The 15512-nt window shown below is 45.9% G+C and carries 22 protein-coding genes; all 22 read right to left on the bottom strand.

Features of this window, described 5'->3' with window-relative positions; translation table 11 throughout:
* Positions 1-3: 3 nt before the first annotated feature.
* Entirely contained in the window at positions 4-771 is a 768-nt protein-coding gene (gene fliR, locus BW42_RS02520) for a flagellar biosynthetic protein FliR (protein ID WP_035407018.1), read from the bottom strand.
* Positions 768-1040 (bottom strand): flagellar biosynthesis protein FliQ, encoded by a 273-nt coding sequence (fliQ, locus tag BW42_RS02515; RefSeq protein WP_023468705.1) that lies wholly within the window; start codon positions 1038-1040, stop codon positions 768-770. Before fliQ ends, fliR begins: the two co-directional genes overlap by 4 nt.
* Positions 1041-1051: 11 nt before the next feature.
* On the bottom strand, positions 1052-1720 hold the full coding sequence (gene fliP / locus BW42_RS02510) for a flagellar type III secretion system pore protein FliP (RefSeq protein WP_035407016.1): 669 nt from the start codon (positions 1718-1720) through the stop codon (positions 1052-1054).
* Complete coding sequence (locus tag BW42_RS02505; RefSeq protein ID WP_035407011.1) at positions 1717-2208, bottom strand: flagellar biosynthetic protein FliO; 492 nt, start codon at positions 2206-2208, stop codon at positions 1717-1719. Before BW42_RS02505 ends, fliP begins: the two co-directional genes overlap by 4 nt.
* Positions 2205-2570 carry a response regulator gene (locus BW42_RS02500; protein ID WP_035407009.1) on the bottom strand — a complete coding sequence of 122 codons (366 nt, stop codon included), beginning with the start codon at positions 2568-2570 and terminating at the stop codon, positions 2205-2207. Before BW42_RS02500 ends, BW42_RS02505 begins: the two co-directional genes overlap by 4 nt.
* A gap of 12 nt (positions 2571-2582) precedes the next feature.
* Positions 2583-3701, bottom strand: a complete 1119-nt coding sequence (gene fliY, locus BW42_RS02495; protein ID WP_035407007.1) for a flagellar motor switch phosphatase FliY — start codon at positions 3699-3701, stop codon at positions 2583-2585.
* Position 3702: 1 nt separating this feature from the next.
* The gene (gene fliM, locus BW42_RS02490) at positions 3703-4686 is read right to left on the bottom strand and encodes a flagellar motor switch protein FliM (RefSeq protein ID WP_029342065.1); all 984 of its coding nucleotides are present in this window, start codon (positions 4684-4686) and stop codon (positions 3703-3705) included.
* Positions 4687-4695: 9 nt separating this feature from the next.
* A complete protein-coding gene (locus tag BW42_RS02485; protein ID WP_035407004.1) occupies positions 4696-5145 on the bottom strand; it encodes a flagellar basal body-associated FliL family protein in 450 nt (149 codons plus the stop codon).
* Positions 5120-5356: a flagellar FlbD family protein gene (locus BW42_RS02480; RefSeq protein ID WP_035407001.1), complete on the bottom strand. Its 237-nt coding sequence runs from the start codon at positions 5354-5356 to the stop codon at positions 5120-5122. Before BW42_RS02480 ends, BW42_RS02485 begins: the two co-directional genes overlap by 26 nt.
* On the bottom strand, positions 5353-6204 hold the full coding sequence (flgG, locus tag BW42_RS02475; RefSeq protein WP_035406998.1) for a flagellar basal body rod protein FlgG: 852 nt from the start codon (positions 6202-6204) through the stop codon (positions 5353-5355). The genes BW42_RS02480 and flgG overlap by 4 nt, the downstream gene beginning before the upstream one ends.
* A complete protein-coding gene (locus tag BW42_RS02470) occupies positions 6204-6674 on the bottom strand; it encodes a flagellar hook capping FlgD N-terminal domain-containing protein (protein WP_035406995.1) in 471 nt (156 codons plus the stop codon). Before BW42_RS02470 ends, flgG begins: the two co-directional genes overlap by 1 nt.
* On the bottom strand, positions 6667-7785 hold the full coding sequence (locus tag BW42_RS02465) for a flagellar hook-length control protein FliK (protein WP_035406992.1): 1119 nt from the start codon (positions 7783-7785) through the stop codon (positions 6667-6669). Before BW42_RS02465 ends, BW42_RS02470 begins: the two co-directional genes overlap by 8 nt.
* A gap of 13 nt (positions 7786-7798) precedes the next feature.
* Positions 7799-8341: a MotE family protein gene (locus BW42_RS02460; RefSeq protein ID WP_035406989.1), complete on the bottom strand. Its 543-nt coding sequence runs from the start codon at positions 8339-8341 to the stop codon at positions 7799-7801.
* Positions 8338-8772: a flagellar export protein FliJ gene (locus tag BW42_RS02455; protein WP_035406985.1), complete on the bottom strand. Its 435-nt coding sequence runs from the start codon at positions 8770-8772 to the stop codon at positions 8338-8340. Before BW42_RS02455 ends, BW42_RS02460 begins: the two co-directional genes overlap by 4 nt.
* A 12-nt stretch (positions 8773-8784) precedes the next feature.
* Positions 8785-10080 (bottom strand): flagellar protein export ATPase FliI, encoded by a 1296-nt coding sequence (gene fliI, locus BW42_RS02450; protein ID WP_231496888.1) that lies wholly within the window; start codon positions 10078-10080, stop codon positions 8785-8787.
* Positions 10081-10090: 10 nt separating this feature from the next.
* Positions 10091-10816 (bottom strand): FliH/SctL family protein, encoded by a 726-nt coding sequence (locus tag BW42_RS02445; protein WP_035406981.1) that lies wholly within the window; start codon positions 10814-10816, stop codon positions 10091-10093.
* The gene (gene fliG, locus BW42_RS02440; protein ID WP_035406978.1) at positions 10800-11807 is read right to left on the bottom strand and encodes a flagellar motor switch protein FliG; all 1008 of its coding nucleotides are present in this window, start codon (positions 11805-11807) and stop codon (positions 10800-10802) included. The genes BW42_RS02445 and fliG overlap by 17 nt, the downstream gene beginning before the upstream one ends.
* Before the next feature lie 4 nt (positions 11808-11811).
* Positions 11812-13380, bottom strand: a complete 1569-nt coding sequence (gene fliF, locus BW42_RS02435; RefSeq protein ID WP_035406976.1) for a flagellar basal-body MS-ring/collar protein FliF — start codon at positions 13378-13380, stop codon at positions 11812-11814.
* Between the two features lie 28 nt (positions 13381-13408).
* Positions 13409-13696, bottom strand: coding sequence for a flagellar hook-basal body complex protein FliE (gene fliE / locus BW42_RS02430; RefSeq protein ID WP_035406973.1), 288 nt, complete (start codon positions 13694-13696; stop codon positions 13409-13411).
* A 17-nt stretch (positions 13697-13713) separates the two neighbouring features.
* The gene (gene flgC / locus BW42_RS02425; RefSeq protein WP_035406970.1) at positions 13714-14112 is read right to left on the bottom strand and encodes a flagellar basal body rod protein FlgC; all 399 of its coding nucleotides are present in this window, start codon (positions 14110-14112) and stop codon (positions 13714-13716) included.
* Between the two features lie 3 nt (positions 14113-14115).
* Positions 14116-14478 (bottom strand): flagellar basal body rod protein FlgB, encoded by a 363-nt coding sequence (gene flgB / locus BW42_RS02420; protein ID WP_035406967.1) that lies wholly within the window; start codon positions 14476-14478, stop codon positions 14116-14118.
* 251 nt (positions 14479-14729) lie between these two features.
* Positions 14730-15509 (bottom strand): GTP-sensing pleiotropic transcriptional regulator CodY, encoded by a 780-nt coding sequence (gene codY / locus BW42_RS02415; RefSeq protein ID WP_023468725.1) that lies wholly within the window; start codon positions 15507-15509, stop codon positions 14730-14732.
* Positions 15510-15512 lie beyond the last annotated feature (3 nt).

The following is a 15512-nucleotide window of genomic DNA, read 5'->3' as shown; positions in this document are numbered from 1 at the left end:
TCCTCAACCTCCTAGTAATCGAATGGCATCTGCAAGTACATCCTGCAACAACGGAACGAATCGACCGATTCCTGTGATCGTTGCACCTGCTAATAAAAATAGAATCACATATCCCATCAGCAGTTTGACGGAAAAACCAATCGCGAAAATGTTGAACTGAGGTGCCGTCTTCGCGAGGAATCCGAGTGCGAGATCCACTAAAAATAGGGAAACGACAAGTGGCATCGCCATTTGTAACGCAGTTAACATGGCAAGCCCAACGACCCGAATGACAAGACTCATCCCAGCGTCGCCCGATACCGCAAGCAGACTGCCCGGCGGAAAGATTTGAAAACTCGTGTAGATTCCGTCAAGCAGGATTAAATGCATATCAGAAGCGAGTAGAACAAGTAACGTCAACATGTAATAAAATCTTCCGACGATCGGTGACTGTCCACCAAACATCGGGTCATAAGCGGAAGCCATCGCGAGACCCATCTGCAAATCGATGATCGAACCGGCAATTTGTGGCGCATACAATAAAAAACTAGCAAGTAAACCAAGCGCTAGACCCACTAAAACTTCCGTTCCCATCCGAAAGAAAAAATCGAAGTCTTCTACTCGAACGTCTGTCTTTACAGCGTAACTCGCAAAGTAAGCAAGACCGGCCGCAAGCGCTAATTTATGTTGCGCTGGTAATTGCTTTGAGGAAAACAATGGAGCCGCGACAAGAAAACCGACGATTCGTCCAAAGACGAGCAAAAAAACACTCAGGAAAGATAGTAACGTCATTTGCGGGAAACCTCAGCGATTTGCTTAAATAAGTCAATCGTAAAGGTCTGTAATTCCTGCATGATCCATGGTCCGAAAAAAACGAGTGCTAAAAATACGGCAACGATCTTTGGAACGAACGATAGCGTCTGTTCCTGAATCTGTGTCGTCGCCTGCAAAATACTGACGAGCAGACCGACGACGAGCGAGACCAGTAATAAGGGAGCTGATACTTTTAGTAATGTCCAGACAGCAGAGCTTGCCAACTGAATAATCATTTCTTGAGTCATCTTCTCTCCCCCTAACGCATACTGACGAGCAGTGATTCAACGATCAGGTGCCAGCCATCGACTAAAATAAATAACAAAAGTTTAAACGGTAAGGCAATCATGACCGGCGGTAACATCATCATCCCCATCGACATCAAGACACTCGAGACGACCATATCAATGACAAGGAATGGAATGAAGATCATGAATCCGATTTGAAAAGCCGTCTTTAATTCACTAATCGCATATGCTGGAACGAGTGCGACGAGTGGGATATCTTCAATCTTTTTCGGTTTTTCATAATTGCCGTATTTTAAGAACAACTCTAAATCATTCGTTCGCGTGTGTTTCGACATGAATCGCTTCATCGTATCCCCAGCTTTATCAAATGCCTCATCTTGACTGATTTTATCTGCCATATACGGTTTCAAGGCTGTCGTGTTCAATTCTGATAAAACGGGTGACATGACGAACAGCGTGATGAACAGTGCCAGTCCAACGAGTAGCTGGTTCGGCGGCGTTTGTTGTGTTCCAAGGGCAGAACGGACAAAAGACAACACGACGACGACACGCGTAAAACAAGTCATCAAGATCAGTAATGAAGGGGCTAACGACAATAATGTCAGCAATACGAGTAGTTTGATCGATGTCGCCGTTCCTGAAGGAGTATCAAGTGAGATTAGATTTTCAATCGTGTTCATGAGCGTCCTCGATTCTTTTGCAATTGTTCGAGTTGTTGTTTGAATGTCTCAAGAAACGGTGAAGATCCCGTTTTAGATGAAGACTCTTCAAGATCCATCGGCTCATATCCCTCTAAATCATCAAGTGTATCTAACAACTGTACGTTCTCTCCAACACCTACGACATAAATCCTGTCCTGCACCTTCACTAACTGGACGGATCGATCCTTTCCTAGTGGTACACCACCTAGGTGAGTCAATCGACCAGAATGTCTCACACCTCGTGTCCGTTCATGAATGAATCGTGTCACAAGGATGAATCCGCCGATCAAAACGACGAGAACGACGACTCCTTTGAAGATAGTCAACGCCATGGAAGGACTCTCATCGACTTGCTGAGTCGTTGGTGTATCGCTCTGAGTTGGATTCAATTTTTCTTCGACTGTTTCCGCTTGCACAGGAAGCGCAAGCAGAAACAGGAGACAAATCAGCAAAGTCACTTTTTTCATGACGAGACAGTTTTCGAGACCGCTTCAAGCACGCGATCCGCTTGGAACGGTTTAACGATGAAATCTTTTGCACCTGCTTGAATCGCATCGATGACCATCGACTGTTGCCCCATCGCTGAACACATGATGACTTTAGCGGCAGGGTTAAATGCTTTGATTTCTTTAAGCGCAGAGATTCCGTCCATTTCAGGCATCGTAATGTCTAGCGTGACGAGGTCCGGTGTCAATTCCTTGTACTTAGAGACCGCTTCTCGTCCGTTTTCTGCTTCACCGACGACATCATAGCCGTTCTTCGATAAGATTTCCTTGATCATCATCCGCATGAAAGCGGCGTCGTCTACGATTAATACTTTTGCACTCATATTAGTTCCTCCTTAGAACATCCGAAGACGTTCTTTTGTATTTACGATTTCTGTAATGCGTACACCGAAGTTTTCTTCGATGACGACCACTTCACCTGTTGCGATCAATGTATTGTTGACGAGAACGTCAACCGGTTCTCCTGCCAGTTTATCCAGCTCAATCACGGAACCTTGTGTCAATTCCAATATGTCACGAACGGAGCGACGTGTCCGTCCTAACTCAACCGTGACGTTCAACGGAACGTCATATAACATCCCAATATTTCCTGGCGTACCCTCTACTTCCATCTCACCTAATTGGCTGAATTGAACCGGACTGACACCGACTGGCGTTGCTTTCGGTTCAGGTGATGCAACTGTAGTTTGTTGTGCCATTGCTGGCGCCGATGGTGGTGATGGTGATGGTTGTGCTTGCTCCGTTACTTGTGGTGCAGGCTCTGCTTGTTGAGTCGTACTCGCGCTAAAGAGTTTTTGAATCAATTGTTTCGAGAAGTCCAGTGGTGCTAATTGAACGATTTTTGAATCGATCATCGTGCCAATCTTAAGATCAAACTCGATGATGACCATGTTCTCCCAAAGAGAAAAGCTATCGACGATACTCTTATCTTGAGAAAAGTCGAAGATTTCAACTGCTGGCGGCGAAATATCGATTCGCATCGAGAATACAGTCGACATCGAGGTAGCAGCTGCTCCCATCATCTGGTTCATCGCTTCCTGTACGGCAGATAGAGCAATCGGGTCCATCTCCAGTGACTCGTCGATGACGCCATCGCCTCCCATCATCAGGTTCGCGATGACGGAAGCATCTCGCTGTGTCAGGATCAGGACGTTTTCTCCTTTGAATCCTTCCGTATAACCGACACGTAGCGCGACGTGCGGAATCGGATAACGACTGCGTAATTCTTCCATGGAGATCATTCGGACGTGCGGTGTCGTAATCTCTACTTTTTGATTCAACAATGCCGATAAGGCCGTTGCCGAATTACCAAGTGAGATATTTCCGACCTCCCCTAATGCATCAATCTCCATGTCATCTAGTATTTCCTTTACGTCTGGCTCTTGCGGTTCATCGGTGGATGGCGTTCCGCGTAATAACGCATCGATTTCATCTTGCGAAAGCATATCGCTCATGTTATTCCTCCTCAATTCGTTGTAAGACTTGCAAAGCGAGGTGTTTCCCGTTTAATCCCGGTCGCGCCTTGAACATCTTCCGGTCGTCGACGAATACATCGACGGCATCCGAGGCTCGTGTCTTCAGGGATAAACAATCGCCTACTTCGAGGTGTAACAATTCACCAAACGAAAGCTCTGTTTGGCCGAGCACTGCTTTTAAATCGACGACGGAACTCATCAACTGCGTTTGCATGTGTTCAGACTCTTGATTATCTGCTGTCGTTCGCTTTTCTTGTTGCATCCAATAATGACTTGATAATTTCGGAAGAACGGATTCAAGGGTCACGAACGGCAAGCAGACATTCAACGTACCGCTCACTTCTCCGACCGTTACGTAAATCGAGACGAGAATGACTGTCTCATTTGGAGAGACCAGTTGCAGAAACTGCGGATTGATTTCCAAATCATCGTATTCCGCTTCGACTTCTGTTACCGACTCCCAAGCCGCCCCGTATTGAACAAAGGCACGCTTGAACAGTTGTGTTAGTATACGTGTCTCGATTTCCGTCAAATTCTCGATCTTGTTCATTCCTTCACCTGGTCCCCCAAGTAAACGATCGAGCATCGCATAGGCGATGTTCGGATTGACTTCAAATAAGACTTTTCCATCGAGCGGATGAAGATTCACTAGATTAATCAACGTCATGTTCGGAATGGAATGAATGAATTCATCATACGGAAGTTGTTCGACCGTATTAACCGTGAACTGAACATATGTCCGAAGTTGTGCAGAAAAATGTGTCGTCAAGACTCGGGCGAACTGTTCATGAATACGCGTCAAATTCCGTAATTGATCTTTTGAGAAACGGAGTGCTCGTTTAAAGTCATAGACCTTGACTCGACGCTGCTCCTCTTGACTTCGGATTTCCTCGACTTCCATATCTCCGCTTGAAATGGCTGATAGCAAGGCATCGATTTCATGTTGGGATAATACTTCGCTCATGCTGCCACCTCACTGGATGATTTTTTTCGTCGTGTAGACACGCTGGACATCGCCTTCTTGGATGAGCTTTTTGAATTGCATCCGTAACCGCTCTTCAAGCTTCTCCATATCCGCTTTTGAGTCTAAGTCCGACTTTTTCATAGCCGAAAGGTCACCCAAGATGATGTTATTGATTTGAAACTTTCGTAATTCTAAATCGTCACGCGTTGCTTGATCATCGGTGACGATCGTGAACTGGACATTTAAGAAACGTTCGTCAGCGATGTTCGTTGTCAAGTCGTCCGTTTGCAGACTTCGTGCATCAAGTTCTTCACCTGTCGGTTGTTCAACTTTTGCTTCCGTCGTGTCATTTGCTAAAAAATAATTCATGATCATGTATCCTGCCCCGATCATCAATGCTGCAACAATGATCATGATCAAGGGGATTTTCAGTTTACTCTTCTTCTTTTCCTCGGCCATCTTCGAGCCTCCTTACACTGTTCAAGCCCGCTAATCCGATTTGTTGATAAAAAGCGATTGCGATTGCTTTGACCTCTTCCATTGATTCCTTCACGACATAAATCTGTCCTCCGATGAGTTGAATCGTCGTATCCGGTGTAGAACGGACGGATTCGATCAACACGGCGTTCAGTACGAGTGGTGCGTTACGTAACGTCGTTAACGTGATCATCGTTTCAAATTGACCAGTTCCTCAAGAACCTGGTCCGATGTCGTGATAATTCGCGTATTCGCCTGGAAACCACGTTGAGCAATGATCATCTCCGTGAATTCTTCTGATAAGTCGACGTTCGACATCTCAAGCGTTCCCGACGTCAACTGTCCCATTCCGTTCAAGCTCGGTGTTCCGAGTACCGGTGGACCTGAGTTCTGTGATGCGGCGAATACGTTGACACCTGATTTTTCTAGACCACCCGGGTTAGCAAAGTTCGCGATCGTGATATAACCGACGTTTTGCAATGCTCCCGTCGTATCGACGTAAGTGACGAGACCGTCTTTACCAATCGATAAGTTACGTGCATCCGTTGGTACTTTTAGTTTTTGGAATCCTGCACCACCTGCTTCCGGGAGTGGTACTGGCGGAGTACCGTTTGCAGCTGCTTGTGTCCCGGTACCGATTAAGTAGTTTCCGTCACCTGTAACTAAGTTTCCATCAAGATCCGTATAGAAGTTACCTGAACGGGTATAACGAATCCCTTCCGCCGTGACGACCTGGAAGAATCCTTCCCCAGAGATCCCGACATCGAGGACGCGACCTGTATTCTGAAGCGCACCTTGGTTATACACATTATCGACTGTTGACATCGATGCTCCAAGACCGACCTGTTTCGGGTTCGTCCCACCGACATTGCCGCCTGCACCAGATGATGAGCCGACCGATTGACTGACGAGGTCTTTAAACGTCACCCGTCCTTTTTTATAACCGAACGTGTTGACGTTCGCGATGTTATTCCCGACGACATCCAGTTTTGTCTGGAAGTTCTTAAGCCCACTGATTCCTGAATACATTGAACGTAACATTATTTTTCCTCCTTTGATTGAATCTGCGTCAACTCGTAAACACTGATCTGTTTTCCGTTCGATAGTTCGGCCATGATATCCAGCCCATCCCGTTTTACACTAACGACACTGGCTGTCTCTTCGACGGTGGTCGTCTGCTCAGCACCTGAAGCATCCGTCGTCTTCGACTCCGCTTCATAACTGACTTTTTTACCAATCAGATTGCTGTAGGACAGCAATGCTGTTGCATGTTGGTTCAAAACCATCGTATCCATCGTCTTCCCGATTGCTTGCATCTGTTCCAGCGAAGAAAACTGGGCCATTTGAGCGATGAAATCCTTGTCTTCCATCGGTGCTGTTGGATCCTGATTCGAAAGCTGGGCAATCAGAATTTTCATGAACATATCCTTATCCATCGCTTTATTCGTCGGTACCTGTGATTTTTCAGGAAGCTGGTATGAACTACTATCCGTTTTGATTGCGTCAGTCATCGTCTTCCTCCTCTTCTTCGTCTACTGGAACGGGTGTCTCTTGATACGGTGACTCATGCTCCTGCTGATCACGTGTGAAAGATTGTTGGAACTCCCGCGCACTCGAAGCAATCATCCCCGTCTCGATCTTTACGACTGGTGTCTGTTGATGCAAGACGGTTTGTAATTTCCCAAGTTGTTGCTCGATTGATTGTTTTGCTTGCTCGGTGCTCGCAAATAGTTTGACAGTCAATGCCCCTTCTTTACGATCGAGTTGAACGACAACCTCACCAAGTTGCTCTGGGTACAGGCGAATCGACAATCGTGTGGACCCATCCGCACCTTTTATGAATGGTGCTTGCTGCAGTGCGGCTTCAATCCGTTGTTGAATCTGTTCTGAGACAGGTAGCGGCACTGGACGAATCGTTTGCAACGGAGTGCCTCTGTAAATCGGCATACTCATCGGAGGCGGTGCGGCTTTTCCTTCTGGATCAACGGGCATGGTCGCTTTTCGCATGAGTGAAGCGAATGCTAACGGAAGCGGTGTTTTTCCTTTTGCCTGCTCGGCTACAGCTACAGTGTCCGGCTTGATCGTTTCGACAACAGAACCAGTTTGCGGGAGTGTCTGTTTCACTGGCATCGCAGAAACCACTCCGTCCATTGTTGAAACTGGCGACTGCTTTAACATGTTCGTGTCATAATCTTTTACTTTGATCGTATCATTCGTCATTGTCTGCAAGACGAACTGTTGAAGTGATGGTGGCAATTGATCGAACTGACCTTTCGCCTGCTCCATATTTCCTTCGAGCAATTGTTTGACGAACGCTAGAAGTTGCTCCATTTTCTTTGGGTCTTGTTTTAACGCCTCTACTTCTGGTTGTTTCAGTAAGGAGAGAATCTCATCCGGCTGGTCTACAAGTTGTTGCATCCAGTCCGGTAAGGGTTGCGTCTCCGTTTCCGGCTCGAGTGTCATCGCATCCGCTGAGACTGATGACGGTAACGCCGTCGGCAGTTTTGTCAGATAATCAAGTAATGAGGCGAATTGACCACCAACCGTAGTCATCTCTCCTTTTTTTCCTGATCCTGTATTTAAGGTCGGGAAGGATGGTTGTGTTACTTCCGTCATGTTCATCAGGCTTCCCTCCTTACTTCGTCGCGAGTAACTGTGTCAAGGCGGCTGCTTTCTTAGCATCCATCTTGGCAATGATCGCCGCCTGTTGTTCCGCATCGATGTCCTCGATGATTGGTACGACTTCGGTCGGACTGAGTTCATTTAAAATCAGCGCAGCATCCTTTGGTGCCATTTCAGCATATACATCCGTCACGGATGCTGTTTTTTTCTTCGTCGATTTTGTTTGATCCGTTGTTTGCGCAGGTGTCTGTTTTAACTGATCCCTCTCAGCAATCAAACGTTCAACTTCCTGCTCTTTCGCTTTTAAGGTATCCGATTGTTCCTTACTTTGATTGCGTAATTTTTTGATTTCTTGATTCGCTACTTTCAGACGACGTTCGAGTTCTGCTGATGGATTCGCCTGATTCGTAGTCGTTTTTTCGGTTGCGAACGGTAAGGATAGTAGTGGACGTCCATTCGCATAATTCAATACGAAATAAGCCGTCAACAAGATTAAAATCAAAGGAATGACCAATAAAGGTAAAATCCACCCTTTTGATGTTTTATTTTCACTCATATCATCCGTCCTCTTCCAAACTGTAACAATGCCAGTTCATCTAATTGATTTTGTTCCGTCAATGCTTCGATTCGTTTCGTTTCGACTGTATGATTCTCTTGGAGACGACTAAATTTCTTCTCTTCGATTAACGCTCGTTCGAGTGCTTCTTGTGTACGTTCGTAACGATTTTTCGATTGTGTCACGTACAATTGCTGTCGTTCGATTTCCTGCTTCACGACATCCCGAGCGCGTTCTCGATATTGCGAAGACGTCAGTTCCACGACGCCAATCTCATCTTGTGCCTTCAGAAAGGACTCATATCGAACGAGCAGATGATATAATTTTTCGACTTCAAGCTCATATTGCTTTTTATGAAGGCTCAGTTCTTTAGCGACGCGATCCTTCTCCGCTTCAGCTAAAGGAATGATTCGTTCATAGATCGTCTTCATCATTCGTCCTCCTTACTGAATCGTTGCCATGAGTTGATGACAAGCCGCTTCGAAATCACTGTCTTCATGAATTTGTTGTTTCAAGAAACGAATCAGCTCCGGATATGTATCGACGGCACGGTCAATTTCCGGGTTCGTTCCTGTTTTGTATGCTCCGATATTGATTAAGTCCTCCGAATCGAGATACGTCGATAACAATTGTCGAAATGCGACAGCAGCGGTCTTTTGTTCAGATGTCGTAATTTGATTCATGACACGGCTGATGGACCGTAAGACATGAATCGCTGGGAACTGCCCTTTGTTCGCAAGGTTACGATCCAGAACGAAGTGACCGTCTAAGATCCCTCGTACGGCGTCGGCGATTGGTTCATTCATGTCGTCTCCATCGACGAGGACTGTGTAGAAAGCAGTAATCGAACCGTCTTGTGTTTTCCCGCTCCGTTCAAGTAGCTGAGGAAGCAGAGCGAATACGCTTGGTGTATATCCTTTCGACGCAGGGGGTTCACCTGTTGCAAGACCGATTTCCCGCTGTGCCATCGCAAAACGAGTAACTGAGTCCATCACCAAGACCACATTTTTCCCTTGATCTCGAAAATATTCAGCGATTGCCGTTGCCGTATAGGCACCTTTTAGACGAACAAGTGGAGGTTGATCGCTCGTTGCTACGACTAAAATAGATCGTTTCATCCCCTCTTCACCAAGTTCTGCCTCTACAAATTCCTTGACTTCACGTCCTCGTTCACCAATCAAAGCGATGACATTGATGTCTGCTGTCGATCGTTTCGCGATCATCCCGAGTAATGTCGATTTTCCGACACCTGATCCTGCGAACAAACCCACACGTTGTCCTTGACCGACTGTCAACAGTCCATCAATGGCACGGATGCCAGTCGAGAGAACATCACTGATGCGAGGACGTTCGAGTGGACTAGGTGGTTTACGAACGATCGATGTCGTGCGTAAATTTTCTAATGACTCACCATCTAGTGGTCTTCCTAGACCATCAAGCACCTTACCAATCAGTTCGTTCCCTACTGGAACGTGGAGTGGTTTTCCTGTCGCAAGAACAATCGAGCCTGGAGCAATCGATGTCGTTTCACCGTATGGCATGAGTAGGACATGCCCTTCTCTAAATCCGACGACTTCTGCTTCGATTGTCTGACGTTGTTGGATTTGGATTAAACACCGCTCACCGATTGCCACTGCTGTCGGTCCTCGCGATTCGATCATCAACCCGATCACTTGGACGACCTTACCAGAGTGCTGTACAAGTTCTTCTGAGCGAATTTCTCGAACCGCGGCCTGCATCGCATTGAGATTAAACATGATGTAAAACCTCATTGATTTTGGTTTGCAATGCTTCAAAGCCACTGGTTAAACCGCCAGTGATCGCTCCATTCTCCGAATCAATCCGATAATCACGTGCCTTTAACGCTGGATCAAATCGCAATTGAATCGTTGCGTTGGCACCTAGAACGCCTTGTAGTCGTTCTTCAAGTAACACGACCCGTTCAAAATCCGCCGGTGACGCATAGATGATGATTTTTTCACGATCTCGGAACTGAATGATCAATTGATGTAACAATTGGTATAACGCTTCTTCCTCTTCATCATGTAACTGTTCTAAAAATTGATGTGTCACTTGGAGTCCGAGGACACATAATTCATGTTCTAGTCGCATCAATCGTTCTTGACTCTGCTCTTCTAGGCGATCAGCAAACGAATTCGTTTTGGCAATCTGCTCTTCAAACGTTGCTTGTCCTTCCGCATGTCCTGTTTCAAATCCAGCTTGATACCCTTGTTGACGTGCTTCTTCTAACGCTTGAAGGCGTTCTTGCTCGAACTGCTGTTGACGCTGTTCGAAATCTAGGAGCATCGCCTGTCGAAGGCGCTCTAACTCAGCGTGTCCTTCTGCCATCTTCTCTTCGTAGAATGTATCTGGAACGATCGTAGGCTCTTCCTGACTGGTCCGAACCTGCACGAGCGTTCGCTCCTGTCGTTCAATTACTGCTTGTCTCTTGATGACGTTAGACAACAATATCATCTCCTCCACCACGAGCAACGACGATCTCACCCATGTCCTCTAAGCGGCGGATGATTCCGACGATTCGACTTTGAGCTTCTTCGACGTCTCGGAGACGCACAGGACCCATGAATTCCATGTCCTCTTTGAACGACTCGACCATCCGTTGTGACATGTTGCGATAGACCATGTCTTTGACATCGTCTGACGATACTTTGAGTGCCAATAGTAAATCCTCGTTTGAGACTTCGCGAATGATTCGCTGTATCGCCCGCGCATCGAGTGTGACGATGTCTTCGAAGACGAACATCCGTTTTTTGATTTCTTCCGCAAGTTCTGGATCCTGAATCTCGAGCGTATCGAGAATCGTTCGTTCCGTTGTGCGGTCGACGCCATTTAATACTTGAACGACAGCCTCGATGCCTCCCGATTGAGCAAAATCTTGCATCCCTGCTTGTGATAGATTCCGTTCAAGAATTTGTTCTACCTCGCTGATGATTTCCGGATTCATCCGGTCCATCGTCGCAATCCGTCTTGCTACATCGGACTGTGCTTCTGCCGGGAGCTCCGAGAGAATCTGACCTGATTTTGCAGGATCGAGATGGGCAAGAACAAGTGCGATCGTTTGTGGATGTTCATTTTGAATGAAGTTCAGAAGCTGTTTCGGATCTGCCTTGCGTGCAAACTCAAACGGACGGACTTGTAACGTCGACGTCAGGCGATAGATGAGTTCCATCGCTTTTTCTTCGCCAAGTGCTTTTTCAAGGACAGATTTAGCAAATCCGATTCCACCTTGCGTGATATAGTTCTGCGCCATCGCTAGTTCATGAAACTCATCAAGGACGACTAACTTCTCTTCTGGATCAATCCGTTTCATGCTAGAGATTTGAAGGGTTAACCATTCCATCTCTTCTTCCGATAAATGTTTATATACACTGGCAGCGACTTCAGGACCTAACGAAATCATGAGAATCGCAGCCTTTTCACGACTGTTCATTTCTAGCTTCTTCATCTCATCAATCCTCCGCTAACCAAGTACGTAATAATTTTGCGAACTCATCCGGATTAGACGCGGCGAGTTTCTCAAGCTGTTTGCGTTTGACTGCACCATCGCTTGTATCTTCTGTTGAGAGTTCAGGAATTTCGGTTTCGATCGGCGTCCATTCCTCAAGTTCTTCGATTTCATTCGCTCTCCGTCGACGCATGAGGAGAATGACTGCTCCAATGACGAGGATTGCTGCACCACCAAGTGCGAACCATACCCACATCGGTGTCGCCGTCGTCGTTTTCGTCGCCGTCGTTGTTTTAGCGAACGGTCGAGACATGACAACGACTTTATTAGCAAGTTCTGCATCCGTCAGCGTCGTTTTCGCATCCGTCTTCGTTAACGACGTCCGGATGATGGAATACATCATCGTTTGTAAATCCGTCTGTAATTGCGGATCGATTTGATTTTGACCTTTTGGCGGCTCGACGATGATTTGAATTCCTAAATCCCGAATTTCATAAGGAGCACCTGTAATCTGTTTCGTGATGCGATTGACTTCATAGTTGATGATGTCGTGCGTCTTCTCACTCGTATCACCGGTCGTTCCAGTACCTGCTGGGAAGTTCGTCGTCTCATTTTGTCCCGTACCTGCTGTTCCGGCATTCGCAGACCCTGTATACGCCTCTGCTACTTTTTCTGCCGATGTGACAATCCCTTCGATTTTATCGGGATCTACTGGTTCAACAAGCTTTTGTTCTTCCTGACGTTTCGTGACATCGACATCTGCCGTAACCGAAACGAGCGCTTTTTGTGGACCGAGAACGACAGACAACATTTGTTGAATCTGTTTACGTAAATCGTTTTCCGTCGTTTTTTTCAGCGCCATCGGATCTGTCCCGCCCGCTGTTTGCGTAGCGTTACCTGGCTCGTAGTACGTAAAGTACTGATCCATGATCGTAATATTTTCTTCTTTTAAGTTCGGGATACTCTTTGCAATCAGATGGTAAAGACCTTGGACTGTTTGATTGTTCAGATTACTACCCGCACTAGAAGTCAAGACGACAGAAACCGTTGAAGATTCTTTTTCATCGGAGAGAAAGACGCTCTTTTCTGGAAGAGTAATCATGACTTTTGCAGACTCAATCCCGTTAACTTGTGTAATCAAGTTTTCAAGTTCTGTCTGCATCGTATCGCGTTCAAGAATATTCATTTCTTTATCTGTCGTACCAAATCCAGCATTCTCACTAAAGAAGGAATAATCAATCTGACCAGACTTCGGAATACCTGCCGTTGCTAATTCGACTTTCAAGTTTTCCACGTTTGCTTCCGGAACGAGAATCGTCACACCGTTTGCTGAGCTGACGACTTCCGACGCGATTCCATCCTCATTTAGCTTTTCTGTTACTTGCCCTGCCTCTTGAGGTGACAATTTCGAATAAAGTGGCGTCATCGTTGGTTTAGATAACCAGATAATGGCGACAATCAACGCTGCTAAAACGACGACGATGCTTCCAAGAATCATCGCTTTTTTCGCAAGTGACCACTCTTTCCATGTCGTATTCATAGCTCCGAATCGAGCTTTTATTCGTTCGTTCATTCAACATCTCCCACGCTTTCCTTAACAGTCACAGTTGCATACGCATCATTTCTTGGTATGCTTCGATGCCTTTGTTTCGGACTTCAAGGGCGAGTTGCATAGAAAGCGATGCCTCTTCTGTTTTAATCATGATGTTATGTAGATCCGTCGTCTTCCCTGTCGCTAGGTCGACACGCGCTTGAGATGAGGCTTGCTGTGTTGCATTCAGTCCGTTCATCGCCTCGCTGAGCACCTCACTGAAATCACTTGGTGTCGTCTTCGCGATTGTCTGAGTGGGTAAGACCATTTGCATGTTTTGAATAGGTTGAATTGCCATCCCGTCATCTCCTCTATTTATTTACCGATCTCCATCGCTTTGACGAGCATCGCTTTTGTTGCATTTAAGGCCGTTACGTTCGCTTCGTAAGAACGTGTCGCTCCCATCATGTCGACCATTTCTTTCAATAGATCGACATTCGGCATCTTGACGTATCCAAGTTCATCCGCATCTGGATGCGTCGGATTATATTCTAATTTGAACGGTTCAGGATCTTTCTTCAATTCGCTGACCGTGACCCCATTAGCAGTTTCTTTTAAAACAGCAAGTTTCCTCGCATAGGGTTGCCATTGACCGTTGACAAGCTCACCACGTGTCGTCTGAGCATTGGCGATGTTTGCTGAGACAGTATCCAGTCGTAAACGCTGGGCAGTAAGCCCAGACGCAGATGTATGAAAGCCATTGAACATACTCATCGATTATTTTCCTCCCCGGATGACAGACTGGATACCCGAGAACTTACGATTTAATTGCTCCACGAGCGCCTCATACTCAATTTGATTGCGTGATAATTCAGACATCTCAAGATCGATATCAACACCGTTTCCATCATTACGCATCGTATTTGGTCGATCGACGATACTACCGGTCGTTCCGATTGTTGCATGACGTTTTAGGCTCATCTTCATCTCTGAATCGAGAACATCTCCAAACGCCACTCGCTTCGCCTTATAACCCGGTGTATCGACATTCGCGATATTTTTAGCAATAACTTCTTGTGCCATGACCGTTCGATTGACGGCTTGCGTCATCAAACTGTAGTCAGACCCTAACCAATTCATGTTCTTTCCTCCACTCATGGAACTAGTATTCGAATTTGCGACAAATATTAAGTCATTAGTAACACATCTGAAATAATTGAAACAAATAGGTCAATGTTTGAAAAGAAGTTTTTTGAAAAATAGGGTAATGAGATGCTAATATTCTGTTTTTTATTCCCTTTTCTTATAAAAATGATAAATAATACCTAGTCAAACAAAAGAGACCTAGTACTTTACTAGGTCTCTTATTTATTAATAGCCATTTTCTATTTTTAGTTTGATTTAATTCGCTCTAATTCATATAGGAAGTTATCATTTAAGATTTTAATATACGTTCCCTTCATACCAAGCGAACGTGACTCGATGACTCCTGCACTTTCGAGTTTACGAAGTGCATTGACGATAACAGAACGCGTAATACCAACACGATCGGCAATTTTTGAAGCGACAAGTAGTCCTTCATTACCCTCGAGTTCTTCAAAGATATGTTCGATTGCTTCGAGTTCTGAATAAGATAACGAATTGATCGCCATCTGAACGACTGCTTTCTTACGTGCCTTGTCTTCCGCTTCATGAGCCTTCTCACGAAGGATTTCCATCCCAACGACTGTCGCCCCATACTCTGCAAGCACGAGGTCTTCTTCGTTGAAGTCTTCCACCATACGGCCTAGGACAAGCGTACCAAGGCGTTCTCCACCACCGATGATTGGTACGATCGTCGTTTTCGACGTTTCGAACGTATCACGGTTGTCGACTGGGAATGCTGTGTGCTCGCTATCGATGGCAATGTTTGCTGTCGTTTCAGTGACGTTAAATAGTTTTTTCGTGTAATCTTCCGGGAATTGGCGTTCTTCCAAGAAACCACGGACCCGGTCATTTTCGATTTGTTGCTTAATTGCGATACCTAGTAACTTACCGCGTCGACTTACGATGAATGTGTTCGATTCCATGACTTCGCTGAGCCGATCAGCCATGACCTTGAAATCAACATGTGTGCTTGCTTCTTGTTGTAACATCGTATTCAGCTTCCGCGTTTTCGCCAATAAATTCATTTT

The organism is Exiguobacterium sp. RIT341, from assembly GCF_000632205.1.
Taxonomy (GTDB): Bacteria; Bacillota; Bacilli; order Exiguobacteriales; family Exiguobacteriaceae; genus Exiguobacterium_A.
Note: the sequence above shows the minus strand (reverse complement) of the source record. Positions and strands in the feature narration are given on the sequence as shown.